The 21,374-nt window shown below is 64.0% G+C and carries 10 protein-coding genes; 1 reads left to right on the forward strand and 9 read right to left on the reverse strand.

The features are described 5' to 3' along the window. Nucleotides 1-27: 27 nt before the first annotated feature. From F6B93_RS21165 to F6B93_RS21195, 7 genes are all read right to left on the reverse strand, one after another. Nucleotides 28-741: a hypothetical protein gene (locus F6B93_RS21165; protein WP_211696826.1), complete on the reverse strand. Its 714-nt coding sequence runs from the start codon at nt 739-741 to the stop codon at nt 28-30. 496 nt (nt 742-1,237) lie between these two features. Beyond that, nucleotides 1,238-2,497 carry an MFS transporter gene (locus F6B93_RS21170; protein WP_211696827.1) on the reverse strand — a complete coding sequence of 420 codons (1,260 nt, stop codon included), beginning with the start codon at nt 2,495-2,497 and terminating at the stop codon, nt 1,238-1,240. A gap of 261 nt (nt 2,498-2,758) precedes the next feature. Then, nucleotides 2,759-3,091 (reverse strand): YnfA family protein, encoded by a 333-nt coding sequence (locus tag F6B93_RS21175; RefSeq protein ID WP_211696828.1) that lies wholly within the window; start codon nt 3,089-3,091, stop codon nt 2,759-2,761. After that, nucleotides 3,088-3,828, reverse strand: coding sequence for a MerR family transcriptional regulator (locus tag F6B93_RS21180; RefSeq protein WP_211696829.1), 741 nt, complete (start codon nt 3,826-3,828; stop codon nt 3,088-3,090). Before F6B93_RS21180 ends, F6B93_RS21175 begins: the two co-directional genes overlap by 4 nt. Before the next feature lie 34 nt (nt 3,829-3,862). Continuing rightward, nucleotides 3,863-5,017: an alpha/beta hydrolase family protein gene (locus tag F6B93_RS21185; RefSeq protein ID WP_211696830.1), complete on the reverse strand. Its 1,155-nt coding sequence runs from the start codon at nt 5,015-5,017 to the stop codon at nt 3,863-3,865. A 33-nt stretch (nt 5,018-5,050) separates the two neighbouring features. Beyond that, the gene (locus F6B93_RS21190; RefSeq protein ID WP_211699655.1) at nt 5,051-6,451 is read right to left on the reverse strand and encodes a cytochrome P450; all 1,401 of its coding nucleotides are present in this window, start codon (nt 6,449-6,451) and stop codon (nt 5,051-5,053) included. A 42-nt stretch (nt 6,452-6,493) separates the two neighbouring features. Next, a complete protein-coding gene (locus F6B93_RS21195) occupies nt 6,494-8,110 on the reverse strand; it encodes a class I adenylate-forming enzyme family protein (RefSeq protein ID WP_211696831.1) in 1,617 nt (538 codons plus the stop codon). Nucleotides 8,111-8,388: 278 nt separating this feature from the next. Here F6B93_RS21195 and F6B93_RS21200 point away from each other — a divergent pair, with 278 nt between their 5' ends. Continuing rightward, nucleotides 8,389-8,604, forward strand: a complete 216-nt coding sequence (locus F6B93_RS21200) for an MbtH family protein (protein ID WP_211696832.1) — start codon at nt 8,389-8,391, stop codon at nt 8,602-8,604. Between the two features lie 59 nt (nt 8,605-8,663). On the opposite strand, the gene F6B93_RS21205 is transcribed toward F6B93_RS21200, so the two are convergent. Both F6B93_RS21205 and F6B93_RS21210 read right to left on the reverse strand, forming a co-directional pair. Next, entirely contained in the window at nt 8,664-20,093 is an 11,430-nt protein-coding gene (locus F6B93_RS21205; protein WP_211696833.1) for a non-ribosomal peptide synthetase, read from the reverse strand. Next, nucleotides 20,090-20,821 (reverse strand): hypothetical protein, encoded by a 732-nt coding sequence (locus F6B93_RS21210; protein ID WP_211696834.1) that lies wholly within the window; start codon nt 20,819-20,821, stop codon nt 20,090-20,092. Before F6B93_RS21210 ends, F6B93_RS21205 begins: the two co-directional genes overlap by 4 nt. Nucleotides 20,822-21,374 lie beyond the last annotated feature (553 nt).

A 21,374-nucleotide genomic window follows, 5' to 3' on the forward strand; every position in this document is an offset into this window, starting at 1 on the left:
GGCGAATAGGGCGCTTCGCGGGTCGTGTCAATATCCCGTTGTCTCCTTTCGGCTGCCTGGCCGTTGACTGTGAAACGCAGTGAGCACCTCGTCCCGCCTACCGTCCCAATAAAACGACTCTTCCGTGGCAGCTAGTGCTGCCGAGGTTGCCGCGCACTCTTCGGTGGCAGCGGTGTATCGATCTTTGCTCGACTGGGCGTCGGTATCGCCGGATTCCCCGTGCCATTTGTAGTGGACGAACGCATTTCGGAGGTCGGCGATGCGTTGGATTGATGCCGCCAGCTCGGCATCCATTGCCGGAATACCCGCCACTTCCCAGAGGGCTGTAATCTTCGCTTTCTGGTTGCGGACTTCCTTTAGCAGTGTGAGCGTACTCTTACTGGAAATGCCTTTTCGTTCAAGCCCGCGTGAGATGATCGCGTTGATACTGTGCTCAATCCATGTTGCATACAGGATCAACGCAATCTCGTGGAGGCCCGCGGTCGCATGAAGGCGTGCTTTTTCCAGCAGACTGTCGCGATGGTCTATCGCAAACAAGAATTCGAATTGGTCGGGCGAATCGCCCTCGGGCGGCGCTGCTATTTCGCATACCCGGGCGCGGAAGTCGGCAAGTATTCCTTCAACCTGTCGGTCACCAATGGGAATATTGCCGCTCTCGACTTCCGCGACAAATACGGCCTCAGCGATGTCGCGCGCAAGGTCGGCGTCGACGTGTGGAGTCTGCTCGTCAGCGGGAATCATTCCTGAAATCTTAGTCAGCTGCCCGCATCGCCGTTGATGGTCGACGGCGATGTGGTCGAGTTCCGGTTCAACGTATGGGCGTCCACCTCGCCCACGAGCGGGCAAGTCTTCCAGGCTGTTATCGGCTGCCAGTGGCTGCTTCGAACGTTTCCCAATCCCGGCGCTGGTCCGCAATCAGTCCGCAGTGGCGTCGTTCCCGCTCTTGCTTCACCAACGGAGTAAACCGTCTGACCTGGCACTTCAAATGTTTCCAACGCCATCCTCATCGCCAAACCCGCTGGTAGTGTCGTTCGGGACGAAGAGGCCGTGGGTTCGAATCCCCCCACCCCGACTCGCGCCGTCGCAGGCCAAAGACTCTGAATGGGCCCCCTAGGCCAGGACCGTAGTCAACGTCAGGCCGTAGCTGGACCGCTGCCGACTCCAGAGCCGGCATGCCGGCCTCGTCCCAAGCGCCTCGATACCATTGCGAGCGTTGCGGGGCCGATCTCGACAGAGTTCATCGGGACATCGCGGCAGAGGCTTCGGTAAGGCTCTTTCCTCTGGTTTCGGGGGCCAGCCACTGCGACAGCGCCGCCCCGGTGGCAGCGATCCCCGCGGCGATTCCCATGGTGATCGCCGTGCCCAGGTTTGCCATCGACCACGGCAGCAGAAACGTCCCGAGTGCGGCCCCAATTCGGCTGAAGGCCGCGGCGAACCCCATGCCGATCGCGCGGACCTCGGTGGGAAACACTTCTGCGGTATAGATGTTGGTCAACCCACCACATATCGCGGTGGCGAACGAAAACGCCAGGTACAGGGCCAGCACGATGATCGGCGGCGCACCCGCCCATAGTCCAATAGCTGCCAGAAATACCGCGCACAGCCATTGCGTCGACACAACGAGCGGACGCCGCCCAATCTTGTCGATCAACAAGACCATGACCACCACCCCAGCCACAGAGAGTGCAAATCCCCACCCCGCCAAGCCGCCGCCGAGCCCGTAGCCAGCCAAGACGCTGTCTGCGAAAGTGGCGATCGCGAAGTACGGCGTGACCGCGCAGAACCAAAAACCGGACGTGAACAGGGTGGTAAGCCGATAGTCGGGCGAAAATAGCATCCTGAAAGTGCCCGTGCGGGTGTGCTCATGCTCAACGTCGGCGATCTCTGCCAGCGTGTAGCGACGCGCAATGCTCAGCGCTTGCTGGTGACGGCCCTGACTCCACAACCATCGCGGCGACTCGGGCAACTTGATCGAAACGATGAACAGCGGTACCGCGATCACGGTGCTCGCTGCCAAAATGGCTTGCCAACTGAACCCGGCCCGGACGAGGACGTAGCCCACCAGAAAGGCAGCCATAAAACCGGCGTACCAAGTGACCAACGTCAAGCCCAACAACCGGCCACGCACTGCAGCCGGTGCAAACTCCGACATCAAGGGCGAACCCATCGCGTACTGAATACCGATCGCGATACCGATCAACAGCCGGGCGACTACCAGCTGCACAGGCGAGTCGACGAACAACTGCACACCCGAGAGGATCACGAACAAGCCCATGTCGACCATCAATACGGGCTTGCGACCGAACTTGTCTGCGGCCCAGCCGCCCAGTGGGGCACCGACAAAGATGGCCAGCAACGGGGCGGCTGCGATGAGTCCCAACCACAACGACGACAGGCCCAAATCGTCACTCATCTTCTGAGTCACCGGGCCGATGATCCCGAGGATGTAGCCATCGAGGAACGTCGCAGCGGTAAGGACAACAACCAGCCGCCTCATAACACGCCACCAAACCGGCACCGACACGGACGTTTCACTCCGACCGCCTGTGTGTCCGGCATCGCCCGCACCCAAACTCCTGACCCAACTGTGTGAAGGAACTGCTCAAAGTGTGGTTGACACTGTGAGCTAACCCCCGGTTTGGTTACTCTGCCGGCGTGGCCACACCTTCGATGGTGTCAAATTCGTTACGAGAAACTCGCCAAGGACTCTTTGTCGGCCGATGGCCGTGCGGCAACGTCCTGGTTTAGGGGGACCCCTTCACGTGCGGGGCACGTACATCATGACTGCCACGCCCAGCAGGCAGATCGCTGCGCCAATGGCATCCCACCGGTCAGGCCGATACCCATCCAAGGCCATGCCCCACAACAATGATCCGGCAACGAATATCCCGCCATAAGCGGCCAGGATGCGGCCGAAGTGGGCATCGGGTTGCAGCGTCGCGACAAACCCATAAGCACCCAGGGCCACAACCCCGAGCCCGGCCCACATCCAACCGCGGTGTTCGCGCACACCCTGCCAGACCAACCATGCACCGCCGATCTCGAACAGCGCCGCCACGACGAACAAGGCCATCGACCTGCCCACGGTCATGACGGCTCCCCCGAGATGGCGAACAGCTCGTGCACGGTCTCTTGGGCGTGATCCGGCGCGGTGAGCGTCATCACCACCGTGGTGGCTTCAAACCGCAGTGTGAAGGACAAGAATCCGCAGCAGGTCTGCTCGGCGACGACCAACGAAGCCAACGCCGAAGCGCGATCCAACGGCGCTACGACCTCGACACCACCGTCAACGCGCAGCCGCGGACAGCCGCGCAAGACGTGCTGCCATTGTGCGACGCGGTCGCGATAGCTGGGACTGTCCAACGTGCAATCCATCGCCTGCCGCACGGGGGTGGCTCCTACCCCCGGTAGGAAATCGCGCTGTTCGCTCAGGAACGTACAACCCGGATCGCACCGCTCGTCTCGATCAGGCAGCTCGTCCAGGCGCGAGCGCGCCGCGGCCAGCTGATCCCGCAGCAACTGCAGCTCAGTGATCGCGGCATCGGCCTCGCCGATTCGATCGTCGAGCGCGGGCCGCAGTCGCCCTTTGACCGAGGCACACGCGTCCGACTCCCAGACCGCCAGCAGATCGGCGATCGATGACAGTGACAGCCGCAACCGCTTGGCGGCCTCGATGAACATTAGCCGCTGCTGGGCGTGATCGCCATAGAGCCGATAGCCCGCCGAGCTTCGCGTTGCCGGCAGCAGACCGACACTCTCGTAATACCTCAGCGTCGAGGCCGGTACGCCGGACCGCCTGGCCATCTCCGAAATCCGCAGCACTCCCACACTACGACGGTAAACCTTCAAGGTGACTTGAAGGTCAAGTCCGCGATCCCATGCCCGTCTCGGCCGACAGCCAGTTGGTCAGCACCTGGCATGCCAAATCCAGGTTACCCATTTGACAATGCCGGTCGGCCTGTTCGCTTTTGGTGAAAGTTCGTACCGCTACCGAGCGCGCGGCGGTCAGGGCGGCGGCCTGTGCCCGCGTGAGTACCGGCGGCTGGAATGCATCGTGCTCGCCGCTCATGAGCAACACGTCCTGGGTAACGTTCTCGCTGCCAAGATGTTCGGCATTCATGCCGAGAAACCAGTCGACGACGTCCATCGGATCGTCGCGGCCAATGTTGTATAGCGCCTGATCGACAACGAATCGTAAGGTCGGCACCAAGCGCGCCCGAACGCGGACACTGGCGCGCATAAAGTGCCTTCGGCGCAGCATCGCGCGAGTTGCGGACCGCAGGGCCGGCGGAACGCGGTGGAGCCAGTCATACACCGGTGGCCATGCCACCACGCGGTCGATCCGCGACTCGCGGCCCGCGGCCCGCAGCGCCCAGTAGCCGCCCATGGAAAGACCGACCAAACTTGCCTTCTTGTGTCCGAAATGGTCCAGCACCGCCCGAACCGGCTTTTCCCAATCGTGGTCAAACGTGAGCCCACCGAGCCGGCGGGCTCCGCCCTGGCCGGGGCCCTCGAACGCGATGACGTCGAAACCGGCAGCGGCAACGCGCTGCCAGATCGCGAAGAACTCCTCGATCAGGGAATCAAAGCCTCCGTGCAATAGCACCACGCCACGCCGCGGCTCCGCAGCCGAGTGCAGATACGTTGGCAGCGAACTATTTTCGTACGGGATGTCCAAGCGGCTGACGTTCGCGTCGGCGAATGCGGCGTCGAACAGCTGCCGGTAGCGCACATAGCGGTCAATCTTCTCCGGGGACCCGTGTGGGGTGAAGAACTCGGCCAACCGCAAGTAGCTCGTGGCATTCGTCAACCGCCCCTCGCGCTCAGCTCGACGCGAGAGGACCTCGAACGTGTCGGGACAGTCACGCAGAGTCCGGATCGACCGTGCGGCCGTTACGAGCTCACCGCGGTCGCTGTATCCCAACGCGTGCGCGCGGTTTAGTTGATAGTTGATGAACGGTCGTCGATGGAACTCGAAGAAACCCACCGGCAAGACCGCCAGTTCTCGCGCAGACACGGCGCCCAGACTAAAGGCGAACTCGAAGGACGGCTATCGCAGGGGACGAAACCGCACCCTGGTCCCGTGCCGGGGGGCCAGCATGATCGAACGCCGCACGATCCTTTCAGGGAACTCGTCGACCGCGCTGAACTCCCCTTCGCGCAGCAGCACGTGCAACACAGTGATCAACTCCCGCATGGAAAAGCTGGCGCCCAAGCAACGTTTGACGCCGCCCCCGAAAGGAACCCACCCATAGGTTTGCGGTCGGGTACCTAAGAATCGCTCGGGCCGGAACTCGTGTGGCCGCTCGTATGTCTGCTCGTCGCGATTGATAGCGATGATGTGGACGACGATTCGGGTGCCGGCGTCGACACAGTAGCCACCGATGGGAAACGGTTTCGCTGCCACGCGGGCCGTAAGGGGCGCCGGTGGCCGCACCCGCAAGGTCTCGTTGATCACCGCCGTCGTGAAAGCTTCGTCGCCGCTATTGGCTTCGCCCTGCACCCGTCGCAGCGCATCGGGATGATGCAGCAGAAGATCGAAGGCCCACGCTAACGTGGTCGCCGTGGTTTCGTGACCCGCCAGCATCAACGTTATCAGATCGTCGCGAATCTCGTTGTCCGACAGTTTCTCTCCGTCTTCCCCACGAGCACACATGAGCAACGCCAAGATATCGAGTTGCTCGTCCAGGCGCGGGTCCTTTCTCCGCTGCGCGATCAGTGGCAGCACAATCTCGTTGATCTCCCGGTTGGCGCGGGCCCGACCTGGCCACACCCGCAACGCACCGGCGCGCCGCAATGCGTACCGCACGGTCAATTGCTCTGAGACACCCAGGTTTAGGAGTCGTTCGAATGGCCGGCCCAATCGCCGCGCCTCTTCGGGATCTTCGACGCCGAAGATGATCTTTACGATCACATCCAGCATCAAAGACCTTGCCGCTGTGAGCATCTCAAACGAGCGGTCAACGGGCCAGTCGCGCATCGCCGCGCGGGTGGCATTCTCGATCACCGGCACATACCGGCTCAACGCAGCGCCGTGTAGGGGCGGTGTCAGGAGCTTGCGTCGCCGTAGATGCTCCGGCTCCTCTTGTACGAACATCGATCCGGACCCATATATCGCTGCCGCTGGTCCCACGCCCTCTCCCCCGAGCAGGACATCTGTTGGCGCGGTGAAGACTTCCTTGGCCAGCACCGAATCGGACACGATCGCGACGTCACCCAGACTGAGAATGGGCATGGTCATAATCGGCCCGTAGCGACGGATCAATCGCAGCATGCGACGCTCGCCGCCCACGAGGTAAGCCGCCGCGTACGCCGCGGCACAGGCGCTCCGAAGCCCGCGCGGAGCCGGCAGACCGGGTGGGCGGCTCAAGGCATTCGGCGCGATCTTCCGTTCGGAACCGGATGCGCCCACGCTGACGACCGAAGCACGGCCGGTGTAGGAGGTCAAGATGCGTTGACCGCGTCAACCTCCTTTTCTTGCGATGCCGGTGTGCTATGCGTCTCCCACCAGCCGGGGCAGCGCGTGTCTGATGATCTTGCCGGTGGCCGTGCGCGGGATCGCGGGAACCGTGAGCCACCGGCTAGGCAGCACCAGCGGGCTGAAGTGCGTGGCGAGGTGCTGTGAGTACGTCGCTGGCTTGATCGTCGAAGAAACGACGACAGCCGCAACAATGGTCTCGCCGCGGAGCTGATCGGCCACCGCGACGCAGGCCGCGTCCTCAACCCCCGGTACATCGCGGATTCGGCTCTCGAGCTCTTCCAGCGAGATGGTTACACCCATGACCACGGCGACGTTCTTGCTTCTTCCGGTGACGACGTGCACCGGCGCATCGAGTCCGGGCATGAGGGTGCTGACTCCTAGATCACCCGTGTGTAGCCAGCCGTGCTCGAATGCCGCGAGCGTGGCGTCGGGATTGTCGACGTACTCGAGCATGACGTTGTGACCGCGCACGCAGATCTCGCCCTGCTCGTCAAGATCGGTCTTCGTACCGTCGGGGCGAAGCACGGCGACCTCGTTTCCGAACAGCGCCGCGCCGATCGCCGGCACCGGGACTTCAAGGACGGCATGCCGGTACATGTCGGATGACAGGTCTGTCGGCATCGTCGTGGAGAAGTTGACCGCTTCCGTGAGTCCGTAGCCCTGGATCACCGGAATCGCGAAACGCTCCCACACCGCCTGCGCTGTTCGAGCCGTGAGCGGAGCCGCGGCCGAAACGAAGTACCGCAACCGCGGCGAACGGATGTCGAGGTCGGAGAGCACTAGCAAGTCAAGCGCGGTGGGAACAATGCTGACGAGGTCCGGCTGAGTCGTCGTGATCGAGTGATGCAGCAGGTCCGGGCGCGGACCTTGAACCAGCACGGTCTCACTGCCGGACCACAGCGTGGCAAAGATCGAGAAATTGAGGCCGTTGACGTGGTGGATCGGGAGGCAGCCGAGGATGCGCACTCCAGGTCCGAGCCCGTGATGCCGCGTCACGGCTTCCGCGTTGATCGCAGCGGCGTACCGGGACTGCGCGACGACTTTCGACGCCGCCGTTGAACCCGAGGTGCCGAAATAGAGTGCGGGGCCGCGGTACGCCGACTCGATCGTCGGCGGGGGATTGTCGGGCAAGTCGCAGGCATCCGGGACGTCGAGAGCGCCGAGCGTCGACGCGGCCGGCGTCGGGTCGGCGCCGTGCACTCCGGCGATAGGAAACGCCGACAGCAACGCCTTGAGGCGCTCAGGGCGCTCTTCGGGATCGACCATAAACGCGATCGCGCCGGCGCGGAGCACACCGAGAATGCAAAGGACAGAACGGGTGTCGTTGCGGGGCAGCACCGCCACCACGACTCCGGGACCGACATCATGCTCCGAGGCGAGCCACGACGCCATGCGCGCGCTTTGTGCGTACACCTGCGCAAAACTCAGCGTGTGGACAGTGCCGTCGGGTGTAATCGTCGTCAAGCACGGCGCATCCGGTCGGCGAACTGACCACTGCCCGAGGCGCTCGACAACGTCCAGCGGGTCGACGAGCGACTCATCGAACGCGCGACGGTGGTAGTGATGGGCTCGCTGGAACAACAGTTCAATACCCTCGTCGCCGCGACGTGTTCCTGTCTGGCCCGTCACAGCGACAACCGCCTAACCCAGCTAACCCATGGGCAGGAGCCGCATGGACGATCAGCTCAGAATACCGTCCGCGGTCCCAAGCGTCTGAGCCGAATCCGGGACGCGGTGACCGCCGACGAAGCGCTCTGCGAGTGAGATGCGTGCTGCTTACCCTTTGTCGACAATTAGTGATGACGGAGTAGGTACGCCGAGCGGTAGCCATTCGGGGCGCTTGCCGTGCTATAGGGCGTGCCAATTGCTGCAACATGTCATGACCATTTAGAGTATGATGGTGAGTTATGACGACTAACCCGTTTGACAATGAAGACGGCCGATTTGTTGTATTGGTAAACGACGAGGGTCAGCACTCGCTGTGGCCTGCTTTCGCTGAATTTCCTCAAGGATGGCAAAAAGCATTCGGTGAGGATAGCCGTTCGGCATGCCTTGAGTTCGTCGAGCAGAATTGGACCGACATGCGTCCTCAGACCCTGCGTGAATCCATGGACAACGGCTAACTGCCGCACCGCTTCAGCGGCTTCGCTAGGCCCGAGCCGGCAGTTGATTGACGGTTCGGTCAGAGCAATCCGAGCTGTTTTAGGTCTGTCATATATTTGATGATGACCGCCGGCGAGACGTGTGGAATTTCGGTTCTTGAGCCAAGTTTACTTCGTTTTAGAGCGGCCCTGAAACGGCTGTTGGAAATAGCGCATTCACTTGGTGGCTTTACGGGCCGTTCCCAGTTATGTAGCAAAGGCAAGAGGGTGTTCTGACGTTGTCGATCTGGCAAGTCCAAGATCGCGGCTCTGAACCTCCGCAACCAATCGTCATAGTCGTCGATGCGATTAATGGGATAACCCGCGTCAATAAGCCAGTCAACGTATTCGTCGAGGCCGATTCCCTTGTCGTGGGAGTTCACCAGGTGGTAGGTGGCGAAACCCCCGCGGGGCCGGCTCCCGATATCCGCAATTGATTCGGCAACGAATCCCACGGGCAACCCGTCGAAACGCGCACGCTGTCGGTTGCCACCCGCGTCGCGCTCATAAAATGAGCCTGGCGCGATGCCGGTGGCGGCCACGCTCAGCATCAGGCGAGTGAACCAGTCCGCCAAGTTGAGCTGGCCGCGATATGCGGTGTCGGCCAGGATCATTCCGCAACGCAACACCGAGACCGGCAGACCGCATGTGTCGTGCGCGGCACGCAGGAGCACCTCGCTGGCCCATTTGCTGTTGACATAACCACTGTCGTCGACTGAGCGCACCGGGCTAACGACGCGGACGTCAGCATCCTCGTTGAATGCAGCGGACGAATTCTGGTCGCTCACACTGATCGTTGACACGTAGCTGAACGGCTTGCGTCTGGAGGTCAGAGCGAGGCGGATCAGTTCGGCGGTGCCGACAACGTTCGCGCCGAACAGGTCCCCATACGGGTATACGTGGTTCACCTCCGCGGCGGCGTCCACGATCACATCGACACTGTCCGCCAGCCGCTGCCAGGTCTGTTCGTCGACCCCCAGACGGGTTGCGCTCTTGTCTGCGGCGAGCGCTTCAATACTCCCGCCGCCGCTAAGGGAACGGTAATGCTGCGATAGTCGCTGGTCGCCGTCGTCAAAGGTGGCGTCGAGGCGGCGACGCGCGTGGTCGTCGCTGTCGGCTCGCACGAGGCATATCAGCGTGCCGTTTACTGGTGATAGCCGTTCCAGTAAAGCCAGTGCTAGGTAACGTCCGAGGAAACCGGTGGCTCCGGTTAGCAGCACGGTTCGGATCTCGGTGCTTGGCCCTGGCACCGTTTGCGCGGCCGTAAGCGTCGCGGTGTCGAGGAACTTCTCGAGTTTGAGGTCACTGGCGCGCAGTTCGGTGGCTTCGGTGGCTTTGAGGCCGTGGACGTTGCGCAACGTGCGATCGATGGCGGCTGGTTGGCGTTGTTGGGAAATGCATTCGGCTAACTCGGCCACCGTGGGGGCGTCGAAGACCACCCGCACGCCGACCTCCACCCCGATACTGGCCCGGATCCGGGCCACCAGCCGTGTCGCGGTCAGGGAATGCCCACCCAACTGGAAAAAGTTGTCATCGATACCGACTTGGGTCAGCCCCAACACCTCGGCGAACAACCCCACCAGCTGGCGCTCGCGCTCATCACGCGGCTCCCGATAGGCCGCCGTAGACACGAACTGCGGGGCGGGCAGTGCTCGACGATCCAGTTTCCCGTTCGGCGTCAACGGCAACCCATCAACCACCATCACCACCGCCGGCACCATGTAGGACGGCAACCCCTCACCAACCCACCGCCGCAACTGCGCACCCAGGTCCCCCTCGCCAGCGTGATCGGCTGGCGCGCTGTCGCTGGCCACCACATAGCCCACCAGCTGGTGATCGCCACTGACCGCACCCGCACTATCGGTGCTGGTTGCAGTGCTGTGGACAGTCACCACCGCCTGGGCAACACCCGGGTGGGAGGCCAATACTGCTTCGACTTCGCCGGGTTCGATACGGAAACCGCGGATCTTGACTTGCTCATCAGCACGACCAACGAACTCCAATACCCCGGCGCGGTTCCAGCGCACCAGATCACCACTGCGATACATCCGCGAGCCCCGGGGCCCGAACGGGCAGGCCACAAACCGCTCCGCGGTCAACGCCGACCGGCCCCGATACCCCCGCCCCACCTGCGCACCACCGATATACAACTCCCCGACCACCCCCGCCGGCACCGCAGACAACCCCGCATCAAGCACGAACACATCGACAGTGCCCAACGGCCCACCGATAGGCGAAGCACCGGGAGCGGGGTACGGGCCAGTCAGCTCGAGCTGGGTGGCAGACACCGTGGTTTCGGTGGGCCCGTACATGTTGATCAACCGCGGTGCATGCCTACGCTGCCCGGGATACCAGCCCTGCAGCCGGGAGGTATCCAACGCCTCCCCGCCCAAGATCACCATCCGCAATGCACTGTCGGCGTCCCGGGGGGACTCGGCGGCCATCACCTCTTGAAAGGCTGACGGGGTTTGAGCCAGCACGGTGATGCTCTTGTCGACAACGAATTGCCAGAGTTCCCGCGGTGATCGTGCCGTCGCCGTCGGCACGGCCACCACCCGAGCACCATGCACCAGCGCCCCCAGGACCTCCCAGCCCGAGACATCGAACGCCGGGGAATGGCACCAGGCCCACACATCCCGCTCGGCACCGCCATAGCAGCGGTCCAGACCGGCGAACAACGCCACCACATTGCGGTGCGTGATGGCCACCGGTTTGGGTGTGCCCGTGGACCCGGAGGTGTAGATGACATAGGCCAGGTTGTCCGGGCTGGGCCGGCGCCGGGGCACAAAACGCCCACCGCCGGTCGGGTCGGCGGACTCAGTGTCAGCGCTCGACGTCAGAGTCGCGTCAGAATTGACCACCAGGACCGCGGTGCCGGTGTCAGGCAGGGTCGCGGCGGTGGCGGTGTCGGTGATCAGCACCCGCGCACCAGCATCGGCGAGGATGGTGGTGTTACGGCTGCTGGGATAGCTCGGATCGATCGGCAGATACGCCGCACCGGTCTTCAGGATCGCCAGCAACGCGGTAGCCAGTGCCGCCCCCCGCGGCAACACCACCGCCACCACGGTTTCCGGGCCGACGCCATACCCGCCAGCCAACTCATCTGCCAGCCGGTCAGCGCGGGCATCAAGCTGGCCATAAGTCAGCGCGAGCTGCTCGTCTTCGACGGCGATGGCCTGCGGGCTACGGCGCACCTGCGCAGCGACCAACTCCTCCAGGGTGGCCTCGCCCACCGGCTCAGCTGAGCCCCGGCCCTGGCTGACCAACACCTCACGCTGAGCCGCGGTGGTGATCTCAACCGCCGAGACCACCCGCCCCGGATCAGCAATGACCGCCCGCAACGTCGTCAGGTACTGCTCGATGAAGGCCGCGATCGTGTCAGGATCGAACAAATCGGTGGCGTACTCGATCGACCCAGACCAGGGCTGCGGTTGCTCGGGAGTGCTGGGCACATCAACCAGAGCCATGGACAAGTCGAGTCTGGCGGTGCCGGTATGCGCAGGCAACAACTCGGTATCGAGTCCGGGCAGATCCAAACTCGGCCAGGGATTGTTCTGCAACGCAAACAACACCTGAAACAGCGGGTGATGCGCCGCCGAGCGGGCCGGGCTAAGCGACTCCACCAACCGCTCGAACGGGGCGTCCTGGTGCTCATAGGCCCCCAACGCCTTATCGCGCACCTGATCAACAAGCTGAGCAAAGGTCGGGTTACCCGCCACATCGACACGCAACACCCACGTATTGACGAAAAACCCGACCAACGCATCCAACGCCGCATCGGTACGCCCAGCGATCGGCCCCCCAATGCTGAGGTCATCACCGGCACCCAACTTATGCAGCACCACCGCCAACGCGGCCTGCAACACCATCGACGCGGTAGCACCGCTGCGCCGCGCATACCCCTCAACATCAGCACGCAGCGCGGGGTCGATGCTGAACGCCACCGTGTCACCGGCAAACGACTGCCGCGCCGGGCGAGGCCGATCCCACGGCAACACCATCTGCTCGGGCGCCCCCGCCAACGCCTCCCGCCAATAACCAACCTGCTGGGATAGCACACTGTCGGGGTCATCCTCATCACCGAGCAGCTCCTGCTGCCACAACGCGTAATCGGCGTACTGCACCGCCAGCGCAGACCACTCCGGGGCGTGGCCGGCACACCGCGCCCCATACGCGCGCGCCAGATCCCCCAGCAACGGCGCCATCGACGCCCCATCGGTGGCGATGTGATGAATCACCACCACCAACACCTGCTCACTAGCGCTGCGGCGCAGCAGCTCCACCCGCACCGGGACCTCCCCGGCCAAATCAAACCGATACCCCACCGCATCAGCCACCGCGGCGTCGAGCGCCGCGCCATCGGATACCGCACGCACCACCAGTGGCGCATCAACATCCGCACACGCCACAATCTGTTGATACGGCACCCCATCGACCTCGGGAAACACCGTGCGCAGGCTCTCATGACGAGCGATCACATCACCCACAGCCGCCCGCAACGCCGCCACATCCACATCCCCCACCAACCGCAACACCAACGGAATGTTGTACGTCGCCGAGGGACCCTCAAACTTGTGCAAAAACCACAACCGCCGCTGCGCATACGACAACGCCACCCGCACCGGACGCACCCGCGACCCCAACACCGGACGCACCGACCCCCCACCATGAGCCCCGATCCAAGCAGCCAACCCGGCCACCGTGGGGGCGTCGAAGACCACCCGCACGCCGACCTCCACCCCGATACTGGCCCGGATCCGGGCCACCAGCCGCGTCGCGGTCAGGGAATGCCCACCCAACTGGAAAAAGTTGTCGTCGATACCGACTTGGGTCAGCCCCAACACCTCGGCGAACAACCCCACCAGCTGACCCTCGCGCTCATCACGCGGCTCCCGATAGGCCGCCGTAGACACGAACTGCGGGGCGGGCAGTGCTCGACGATCCAGTTTCCCGTTCGGCGTCAACGGCAACCCATCAACCACCATCACCACCGCCGGCACCATGTAGGACGGCAACCCCTCACCAACCCACCGCCGCAACTGCGCACCCAGGTCCCCCTCGCCAGCGTGATCGGCTGGCGCGCTGTCGCTGGCCACCACATAGCCCACCAGCTGGTGATCGCCACTGACCGCACCCGCACTATCGGTGCTGGTTGCAGTGCTGTGGACAGTCACCACCGCCTGGGCAACACCCGGGTGGGAGGCCAATACTGCTTCGACTTCGCCGGGTTCGATACGGAAACCGCGGATCTTGACTTGCTCATCAGCACGACCAACGAACTCCAATACCCCGGCGCGGTTCCAGCGCACCAGATCACCACTGCGATACATCCGCGAGCCCCGGGGCCCGAACGGGCAGGCCACAAACCGCTCCGCGGTCAACGCCGACCGGCCCCGATACCCCCGCCCCACCTGCGCACCACCGATATACAACTCCCCGACCACCCCCGCCGGCACCGCAGACAACCCCGCATCAAGCACGAACACATCGACAGTGCCCAACGGCCCACCGATAGGCGAAGCACCGGGAGCGGGGTATGGGCCAGTCAGCTCGAGATGGGTGGCATGCACCGTTTCGGTGGGCCCGTACATGTTGATCAACCGCGGTGCATGCCTACGCTGCCCGGGATACCAGCCCTGCAGCCGGGAGGTATCCAACGCCTCCCCAGCGAACACCACCATCCGCAAAGCACTGTCGGCGTCGCCGGGCCGTTGGGACTCGGCGCCCATCAACTCATAAAACGCTGACGGGGTCTGACCCAGCACGGTGATGCTCTTGTCGACAACGAATTGCCAGAGTTCTCGCGGTGATCGTGCCGTCGCCGTCGGCACGGCCACCACCCGAGCACCACACAGCAACGCGCCCCACAATTCCCAGCCCGAGACATCGAACGCCGGGGAATGGCACCAGGCCCACACATCCCGCTCGGCACCGCCATAGCAGCCATCCAGACCGGCGAACAACGCCACCACATTGCGGTGCGTGATGGCCACCGGTTTGGGTGTGCCCGTGGACCCGGAGGTGTAGATGACATAGGCCAGGTTGTCCGGGCTGGGCCGGCGCCGGGGCACAAAACGCCCACCGCCGGTCGGGTCGGCGGACTCAGTGTCAGCGCTCGACGTCAGAGTCGCGTCAGAATTGACCACCAGGACCGCGGTGCCGGTGTCAGGCAGGGTCGCGGCGGTGGCGGTGTCGGTGATCAGCACCCGCGCACCAGCATCGGCGAGGATGGTGGTGTTACGGCTGCTGGGATAGCTCGGATCGATCGGCAGATACGCCGCACCGGTCTTCAGGATCGCCAGCAACGCGGTAGCCAGTGCCGCCCCCCGCGGCAACACCACCGCCACCACGGTTTCCGGGCCGACGCCATACCCGCCAGCCAACTCATCTGCCAGCCGGTCAGCGCGGGCATCAAGCTGGCCATAAGTCAGCGCGAGCTGCTCGTCTTCGACGGCGATGGCCTGCGGGCTACGGCGCACCTGCGCAGCGACCAACTCCTCCAGGGTGGCCTCGCCCACCGGCTCAGCTGAGCCCCGGCCCTGGCTGACCAACACCTCACGCTGAGCCGCGGTGGTGATCTCAACCGCCGAGACCACCCGCCCCGGATCAGCAATGACCGCCCGCAACGTCGTCAGGTACTGCTCGATGAAGGCCGCGATCGTGTCAGGATCGAACAAATCGGTGGCGTACTCGATCGACCCAGACCAGGGCTGCGGTTGCTCGGGAGTGCTGGGCACATCAACCAGTTCGATGAACAAGTCGAACTTCGCGGTGCCGGTATGCGCAGGCAACAACTCGGTATCGAGTCCGGGCAGATCCAAACTCGGCCAGGGATTGTTCTGCAACGCAAACAACACCTGAAACAGCGGGTGATGCGCCGCCGAGCGGGCCGGGCTAAGCGACTCCACCAACCGCTCGAACGGGGCGTCCTGGTGCTCATAGGCCCCCAACGCCTTATCGCGCACCTGATCAACAAGCTGAGCAAAGGTCGGGTTACCCGCCACATCGACACGCAACACCCACGTATTGACGAAAAACCCGACCAACGCATCCAACGCCGCATCCGTACGCCCAGCGATCGGCCCCCCAATGCTGAGGTCATCACCGGCACCCAACTTATGCAGCACCACCGCCAACGCGGCCTGCAACACCATCGACGCGGTAGCACCGCTGCGCCGCGCATACCCCTCAACATCAGCGCGCAGCGCGGGGTCGATGCTGAACGCCACCGTGTCACCGGCAAACGACTGCCGCGCCGGGCGAGGCCGATCCCACGGCAACACCATCTGCTCGGGCGCCCCCGCCAACGCCTCCCGCCAATAACCAACCTGCTGGGATAGCACACTGTCGGGGTCATCCTCATCACCGAGCAGCTCCTGCTGCCACAACGCGTAATCGGCGTACTGCACCGCCAGCGCAGACCACTCCGGGGCGTGGCCGGCACACCGCGCCCCATACGCGCGCGCCAGATCCCCCAGCAACGGCGCCATCGACGCCCCATCGGTGGCGATGTGATGAATCACCACCACCAACACCTGCTCACTAGCGCTGCGGCGCAGCAGCTCCACCCGCACCGGGACCTCCCCGGCCAAATCAAACCGATACCCCACCGCATCAGCCACCGCGGCGTCGAGCGCCGCGCCATCGGATACCGCACGCACCACCAGTGGCGCATCAACATCCGCACACGCCACAATCTGTTGATACGGCACCCCATCGACCTCGGGAAACACCGTGCGCAGGCTCTCATGACGAGCGATCACATCACCCACAGCCGCCCGCAACGCCGCCACATCCACATCCCCCACCAACCGCAACACCAACGGAATGTTGTACGTCGCCGAGGGACCCTCAAACTTGTGCAAAAACCACAACCGCCGCTGCGCATACGACAACGCCACCCGCACCGGACGCACCCGCGACCCCAACACCGGACGCACCGACCCCCCACCATGAGCCCCGATCCAAGCAGCCAACCCGGCCACCGTGGGGGCGTCGAAGACCACCCGCACGCCGACCTCCACCCCGACACTGGCCCGGATCCGGGCCACCAGCCGCGTCGCGGTCAGGGAATGCCCACCCAACTGGAAAAAGTTGTCGTCGATACCGACTTGGGTCAGCCCCAACACCTCGGCGAACAACCCCACCAGCTGACCCTCGCGCTCATCACGCGGCTCCCGATAGGCCGCCGTAGACACGAACTGCGGGGCGGGCAGTGCTCGACGATCCAGTTTCCCGTTCGGCGTCAACGGCAACCCATCAACCACCATCACCACCGCCGGCACCATGTAGGACGGCAACCCCTCACCAACCCACCGCCGCAACTGCGCACCCAGGTCCCCCTCGCCAGCGTGATCGGCTGGCGCGCTGTCGCTGGCCACCACATAGCCCACCAGCTGGTGATCGCCACTGACCGCACCCGCACTATCGGTGCTGGTTGCAGTGCTGTGGACAGTCACCACCGCCTGGGCAACACCCGGGTGGGAGGCCAATACTGCTTCGACTTCGCCGGGTTCGATACGGAAACCGCGGATCTTGACTTGCTCATCAGCACGACCAACGAACTCCAATACCCCGGCGCGGTTCCAGCGCACCAGATCACCACTGCGATACATCCGCGAGCCCCGGGGCCCGAACGGGCAGGCCACAAACCGCTCCGCGGTCAACGCCGACCGGCCCCGATACCCCCGCCCCACCTGCGCACCACCGATATACAACTCCCCGACCACCCCCGCCGGCACCGCAGACAACCCCGCATCAAGCACGAACACATCGACAGTGCCCAACGGCCCACCGATAGGCGAAGCACCGGGAGCGGGGTGTGTACTTGTCAGCTCGAGATGGGTGGCATACACCGTGGTTTCGGTGGGCCCATACATATTGACCAACCGCGGTGCATGCCTACGCTGCCCGGGATACCAGCCCTGCAGCCGGGAGGTATCCAACGCCTCCCCAACGAATACCACCATCCGCAAAGCACTGTCGGCGGCGTTCGTCGAGCATTCGCGCTCGGCGCGCATCAACTCATAAAACGCTGACGGGGTCTGGCCTAGCACGGTGATGCCCTTATCCACCACGAACTGCCACAGCTCGCGCGGTGCGCGCACCGTCTCCGCCGGCACCGCCACCACCCGAGCACCACACAGCAACGCCCCCCACAATTCCCACACCGACAAATCGAACGCCGCGGAATGGCACCACGCCCACACATCCCGCTCGGCACCGTCGTAGCAGCCATCCAGACCGGCGAACAACGCCACCACATTGCGGTGCGTGACGGCCACCGGTTTGGGTGTGCCCGTGGACCCGGAGGTGTAGATGACATAGGCCAGGTTGTCCGGGCTGGGCCGGCGCCGGGGCACAAAACGCCCACCGCCGGTCGGGTCGGCGGACTCAGTGTCAGCGCTCGACGTCAGAGTCGCGTCAGAATTGACCACCAGGACCGCGGTGCCGGTGTCAGGCAGGGTCGCGGCGGTGGCGGTGTCGGTGATCAGCACCCGCGCACCAGCATCGGCGAGGATGGTGGTGTTACGGCTGCTGGGATAGCTCGGATCGATCGGCAGATACGCCGCACCGGTCTTCAGGATCGCCAGCAACGCGGTAGCCAGTGCCGCCCCCCGCGGCAACACCACCGCCACCACGGTTTCCGGGCCGACGCCATACCCGCCAGCCAACTCATCTGCCAGCCGGTCAGCGCGGGCATCAAGCTGGCCATAAGTCAGCGCGAGCTGCTCGTCTTCGACGGCGATGGCCTGCGGGCTACGGCGCACCTGCGCAGCGACCAACTCCTCCAGGGTGGCCTCGCCCACCGGCTCAGCTGAGCCCCGGCCCTGGCTGACCAACACCTCACGCTGAGCCGCGGTGGTGATCTCAACCGCCGAGACCACCCGCCCCGGATCAGCAATGACCGCCCGCAACGTCGTCAGGTACTGCTCGATGAAGGCCGCGATCGTGTCAGGATCGAACAAATCGGTGGCGTACTCGATCGACCCAGACCAGGGCTGCGGTTGCTCGGGAGTGCTGGGCACATCAACCAGTTCGATGAACAAGTCGAACTTCGCGGTGCCGGTATGCGCAGGCAACAACTCGGTATCGAGTCCGGGCAGATCCAAACTCGGCCAGGGATTGTTCTGCAACGCAAACAACACCTGAAACAGCGGGTGATGCGCCGCCGAGCGGGCCGGGCTAAGCGACTCCACCAACCGCTCGAACGGGGCGTCCTGGTGCTCATAGGCCCCCAACGCCTTATCGCGCACCTGATCAACAAGCTGAGCAAAGGTCGGGTTACCCGCCACATCGACACGCAACACCCACGTATTGACGAAAAACCCGACCAACGCATCCAACGCCGCATCCGTACGCCCAGCGATCGGCCCCCCAATGCTGAGGTCATCACCGGCACCCAACTTATGCAGCACCACCGCCAACGCGGCCTGCAACACCATCGACGCGGTAGCACCGCTGCGCCGCGCATACCCCTCAACATCAGCACGCAGCGCGGGGTCGATGCTGAACGCCACCGTGTCACCGGCAAACGACTGCCGCGCCGGGCGAGGCCGATCCCACGGCAACACCATCTGCTCGGGCGCCCCCGCCAACGCCTCCCGCCAATAACCAACCTGCTGGGATAGCACACTGTCGGGGTCATCCTCATCACCGAGCAGCTCCTGCTGCCACAACGCGTAATCGGCGTACTGCACCGCCAGCGCAGACCACTCCGGGGCGTGGCCGGCACACCGCGCCCCATACGCGCGCGCCAGATCCCCCAGCAACGGCGCCATCGACGCCCCATCGGTGGCGATGTGATGAATCACCACCACCAACACCTGCTCACTAGCGCTGCGGCGCAGCAGCTCCACCCGCACCGGGACCTCCCCGGCCAAATCAAACCGATACCCCACCGCATCAGCCACCGCGGCGTCGAGCGCCGCGCCATCGGATACCGCACGCACCACCAGTGGCGCATCAACATCCGCACACGCCACAATCTGTTGATACGGCACCCCATCGACCTCGGGAAACACCGTGCGCAGGCTCTCATGACGAGCGATCACATCACCCACAGCCGCCCGCAACGCCGCCACATCCACATCCCCCACCAACCGCAACACCAACGGAATGTTGTACGTCGCCGAGGGACCCTCAAACTTGTGCAAAAACCACAACCGCCGCTGCGCATACGACAACGCCACCCGCACCGGACGCACCCGCGACCCCAACACCGGACGCACCGACCCCCTCTGTGCGGACGCCAACGCCGCGGCAAGCCGACCGACGCTGGGATTGCTCAACACCTCGACGAAGTCGAGCGTGACGTCGACACGTTCTTGGAGCAGATGCGTGATCAGAACGGCCTTGGCCGAGTCCCCGCCCAGCGCGAAGAAATTGTCATCGTCGCTGATCTCGGTCGTTGCCAACACATCTCGATAAACTGACCGCAGCGCATCCCGCAAACCATCCGCAAGCGTCATGTCTCTCTCACACGATCAGTTCCACCGCACGTTGCGGCGGCCGGTCGCTCCTCGGCCAGGAATATCGTCTGGGCCATCATTCGGTAGCCGGACATGTTCTCGCGCAGCACTTCGATCGATTCCTCCGGATGAACGGAGTCGATGACGGCGTTGGGGCCGATAGCGTTGAACTGATGAGATGTGCCGCTGGGAATCTGGAGGTCGATCCACGAGTTCGGCGGAACGATCAGGTTGTAGCGCGTCCGGTCGGTGTGCTCGTCGCCGCCGGGCAACACGTCGACAAACTCGTCCGGCACGAACGGGGCTAAGCCGGAAACGACGCGAAGTTCGAACGGTGCGAAACTCGATACCCGAATAATCGTCTCGGGTCCGGTCATCATGCGCACGAAGCGAAGCCCGGTGTGCAAATGCATCCGTGAGCAGATGCCGCGCTCGGTCACATCGTAGAAATCCATTAGGTACCGATCGGCATGAAAACCCTCGAAGGGCGCTTCCAACATATAGACGTCACCCTCTTCGAATGTCTGCGCGCGGGTGATGCCCTGCCGATCGGCGGTCGTTGTTGCTGTCAGCTGGTGTGCCCGTCGCACTACGCCCGCAAGGGCCTGGACGATACTCGCGGCAGTAGCAGGTTCGAATTGGACGACCGGGGTTACCACGCAGCTTCCGCTGTCGCGGAAATCGTCAGCCGGGCACACTTCGTTGAGGTCATCTGCGATGCGCTTCATGTGCCCCCCGACGGCCCCCGGAACACCGGGACTGCCCACGCACGACCCATCTCGGATCGACGTCGCTGCGGTCCGTCGCGACGGCCTCGTTATCGACGGAGACATAGCGATACTCCTTTTGTCGCGAAATCCGCGTACTTCGCGGCTGGCTCTACGTTTGACCACCCACGTGAATGCCCGGCGAGACCACAATGAGAGGGCTCTCATCGGCACTCAGACCGACCCCGCCATCACATTGACCGCCAACTGCGGTAGAAAGCTCGCGAACGTGCACAACCTGATCGCCGAGCTGCCCGTTCAACGGCGGCGTCCGCAACAGATCGCCCGGCAGCTGCGGGGCGATACTCCCGAGACCAATTGATGTGGTTACGGCACGAAAGCATCTGTCAGGCTGCGAACCAACCCGACTCGCGCTAGATCCGGCCGCCGCAGCGTAGGTCGCCACACCGGCGCAACGCTGCGCAGCGCCAGCACTCATAGCCGCAGGCAGCAGCGGCCAACCCAGTCAGGCTTGGCGCGCAGGCAAACTCGACCAATACCAGACGGCTAGGAA

The organism is Mycobacterium spongiae, from assembly GCF_018278905.1.
In the GTDB taxonomy this organism is placed as follows: Bacteria; Actinomycetota; Actinomycetes; order Mycobacteriales; family Mycobacteriaceae; genus Mycobacterium; species Mycobacterium spongiae.

What these genes read in the sequence shown, in the direction of transcription:
- F6B93_RS21170 (WP_211696827.1), bottom strand. Translation starts at nt 2,497, where the DNA reads ATGAGGCGGCTGGTTGTTGTCCTTACCGCTGCGACGTTCCTCGATGGC.
- F6B93_RS21210 (WP_211696834.1), bottom strand. Translation starts at nt 20,821, where the DNA reads ATGAAGCGCATCGCAGATGACCTCAACGAAGTGTGCCCGGCTGACGAT.
- F6B93_RS21200 (WP_211696832.1), top strand. Translation starts at nt 8,389, where the DNA reads ATGACGACTAACCCGTTTGACAATGAAGACGGCCGATTTGTTGTATTG.
- F6B93_RS21165 (WP_211696826.1), bottom strand. Translation starts at nt 741, where the DNA reads ATGATTCCCGCTGACGAGCAGACTCCACACGTCGACGCCGACCTTGCG.
- F6B93_RS21175 (WP_211696828.1), bottom strand. Translation starts at nt 3,091, where the DNA reads ATGACCGTGGGCAGGTCGATGGCCTTGTTCGTCGTGGCGGCGCTGTTC.
- F6B93_RS21205 (WP_211696833.1), bottom strand. Translation starts at nt 20,093, where the DNA reads ATGACGCTTGCGGATGGTTTGCGGGATGCGCTGCGGTCAGTTTATCGA.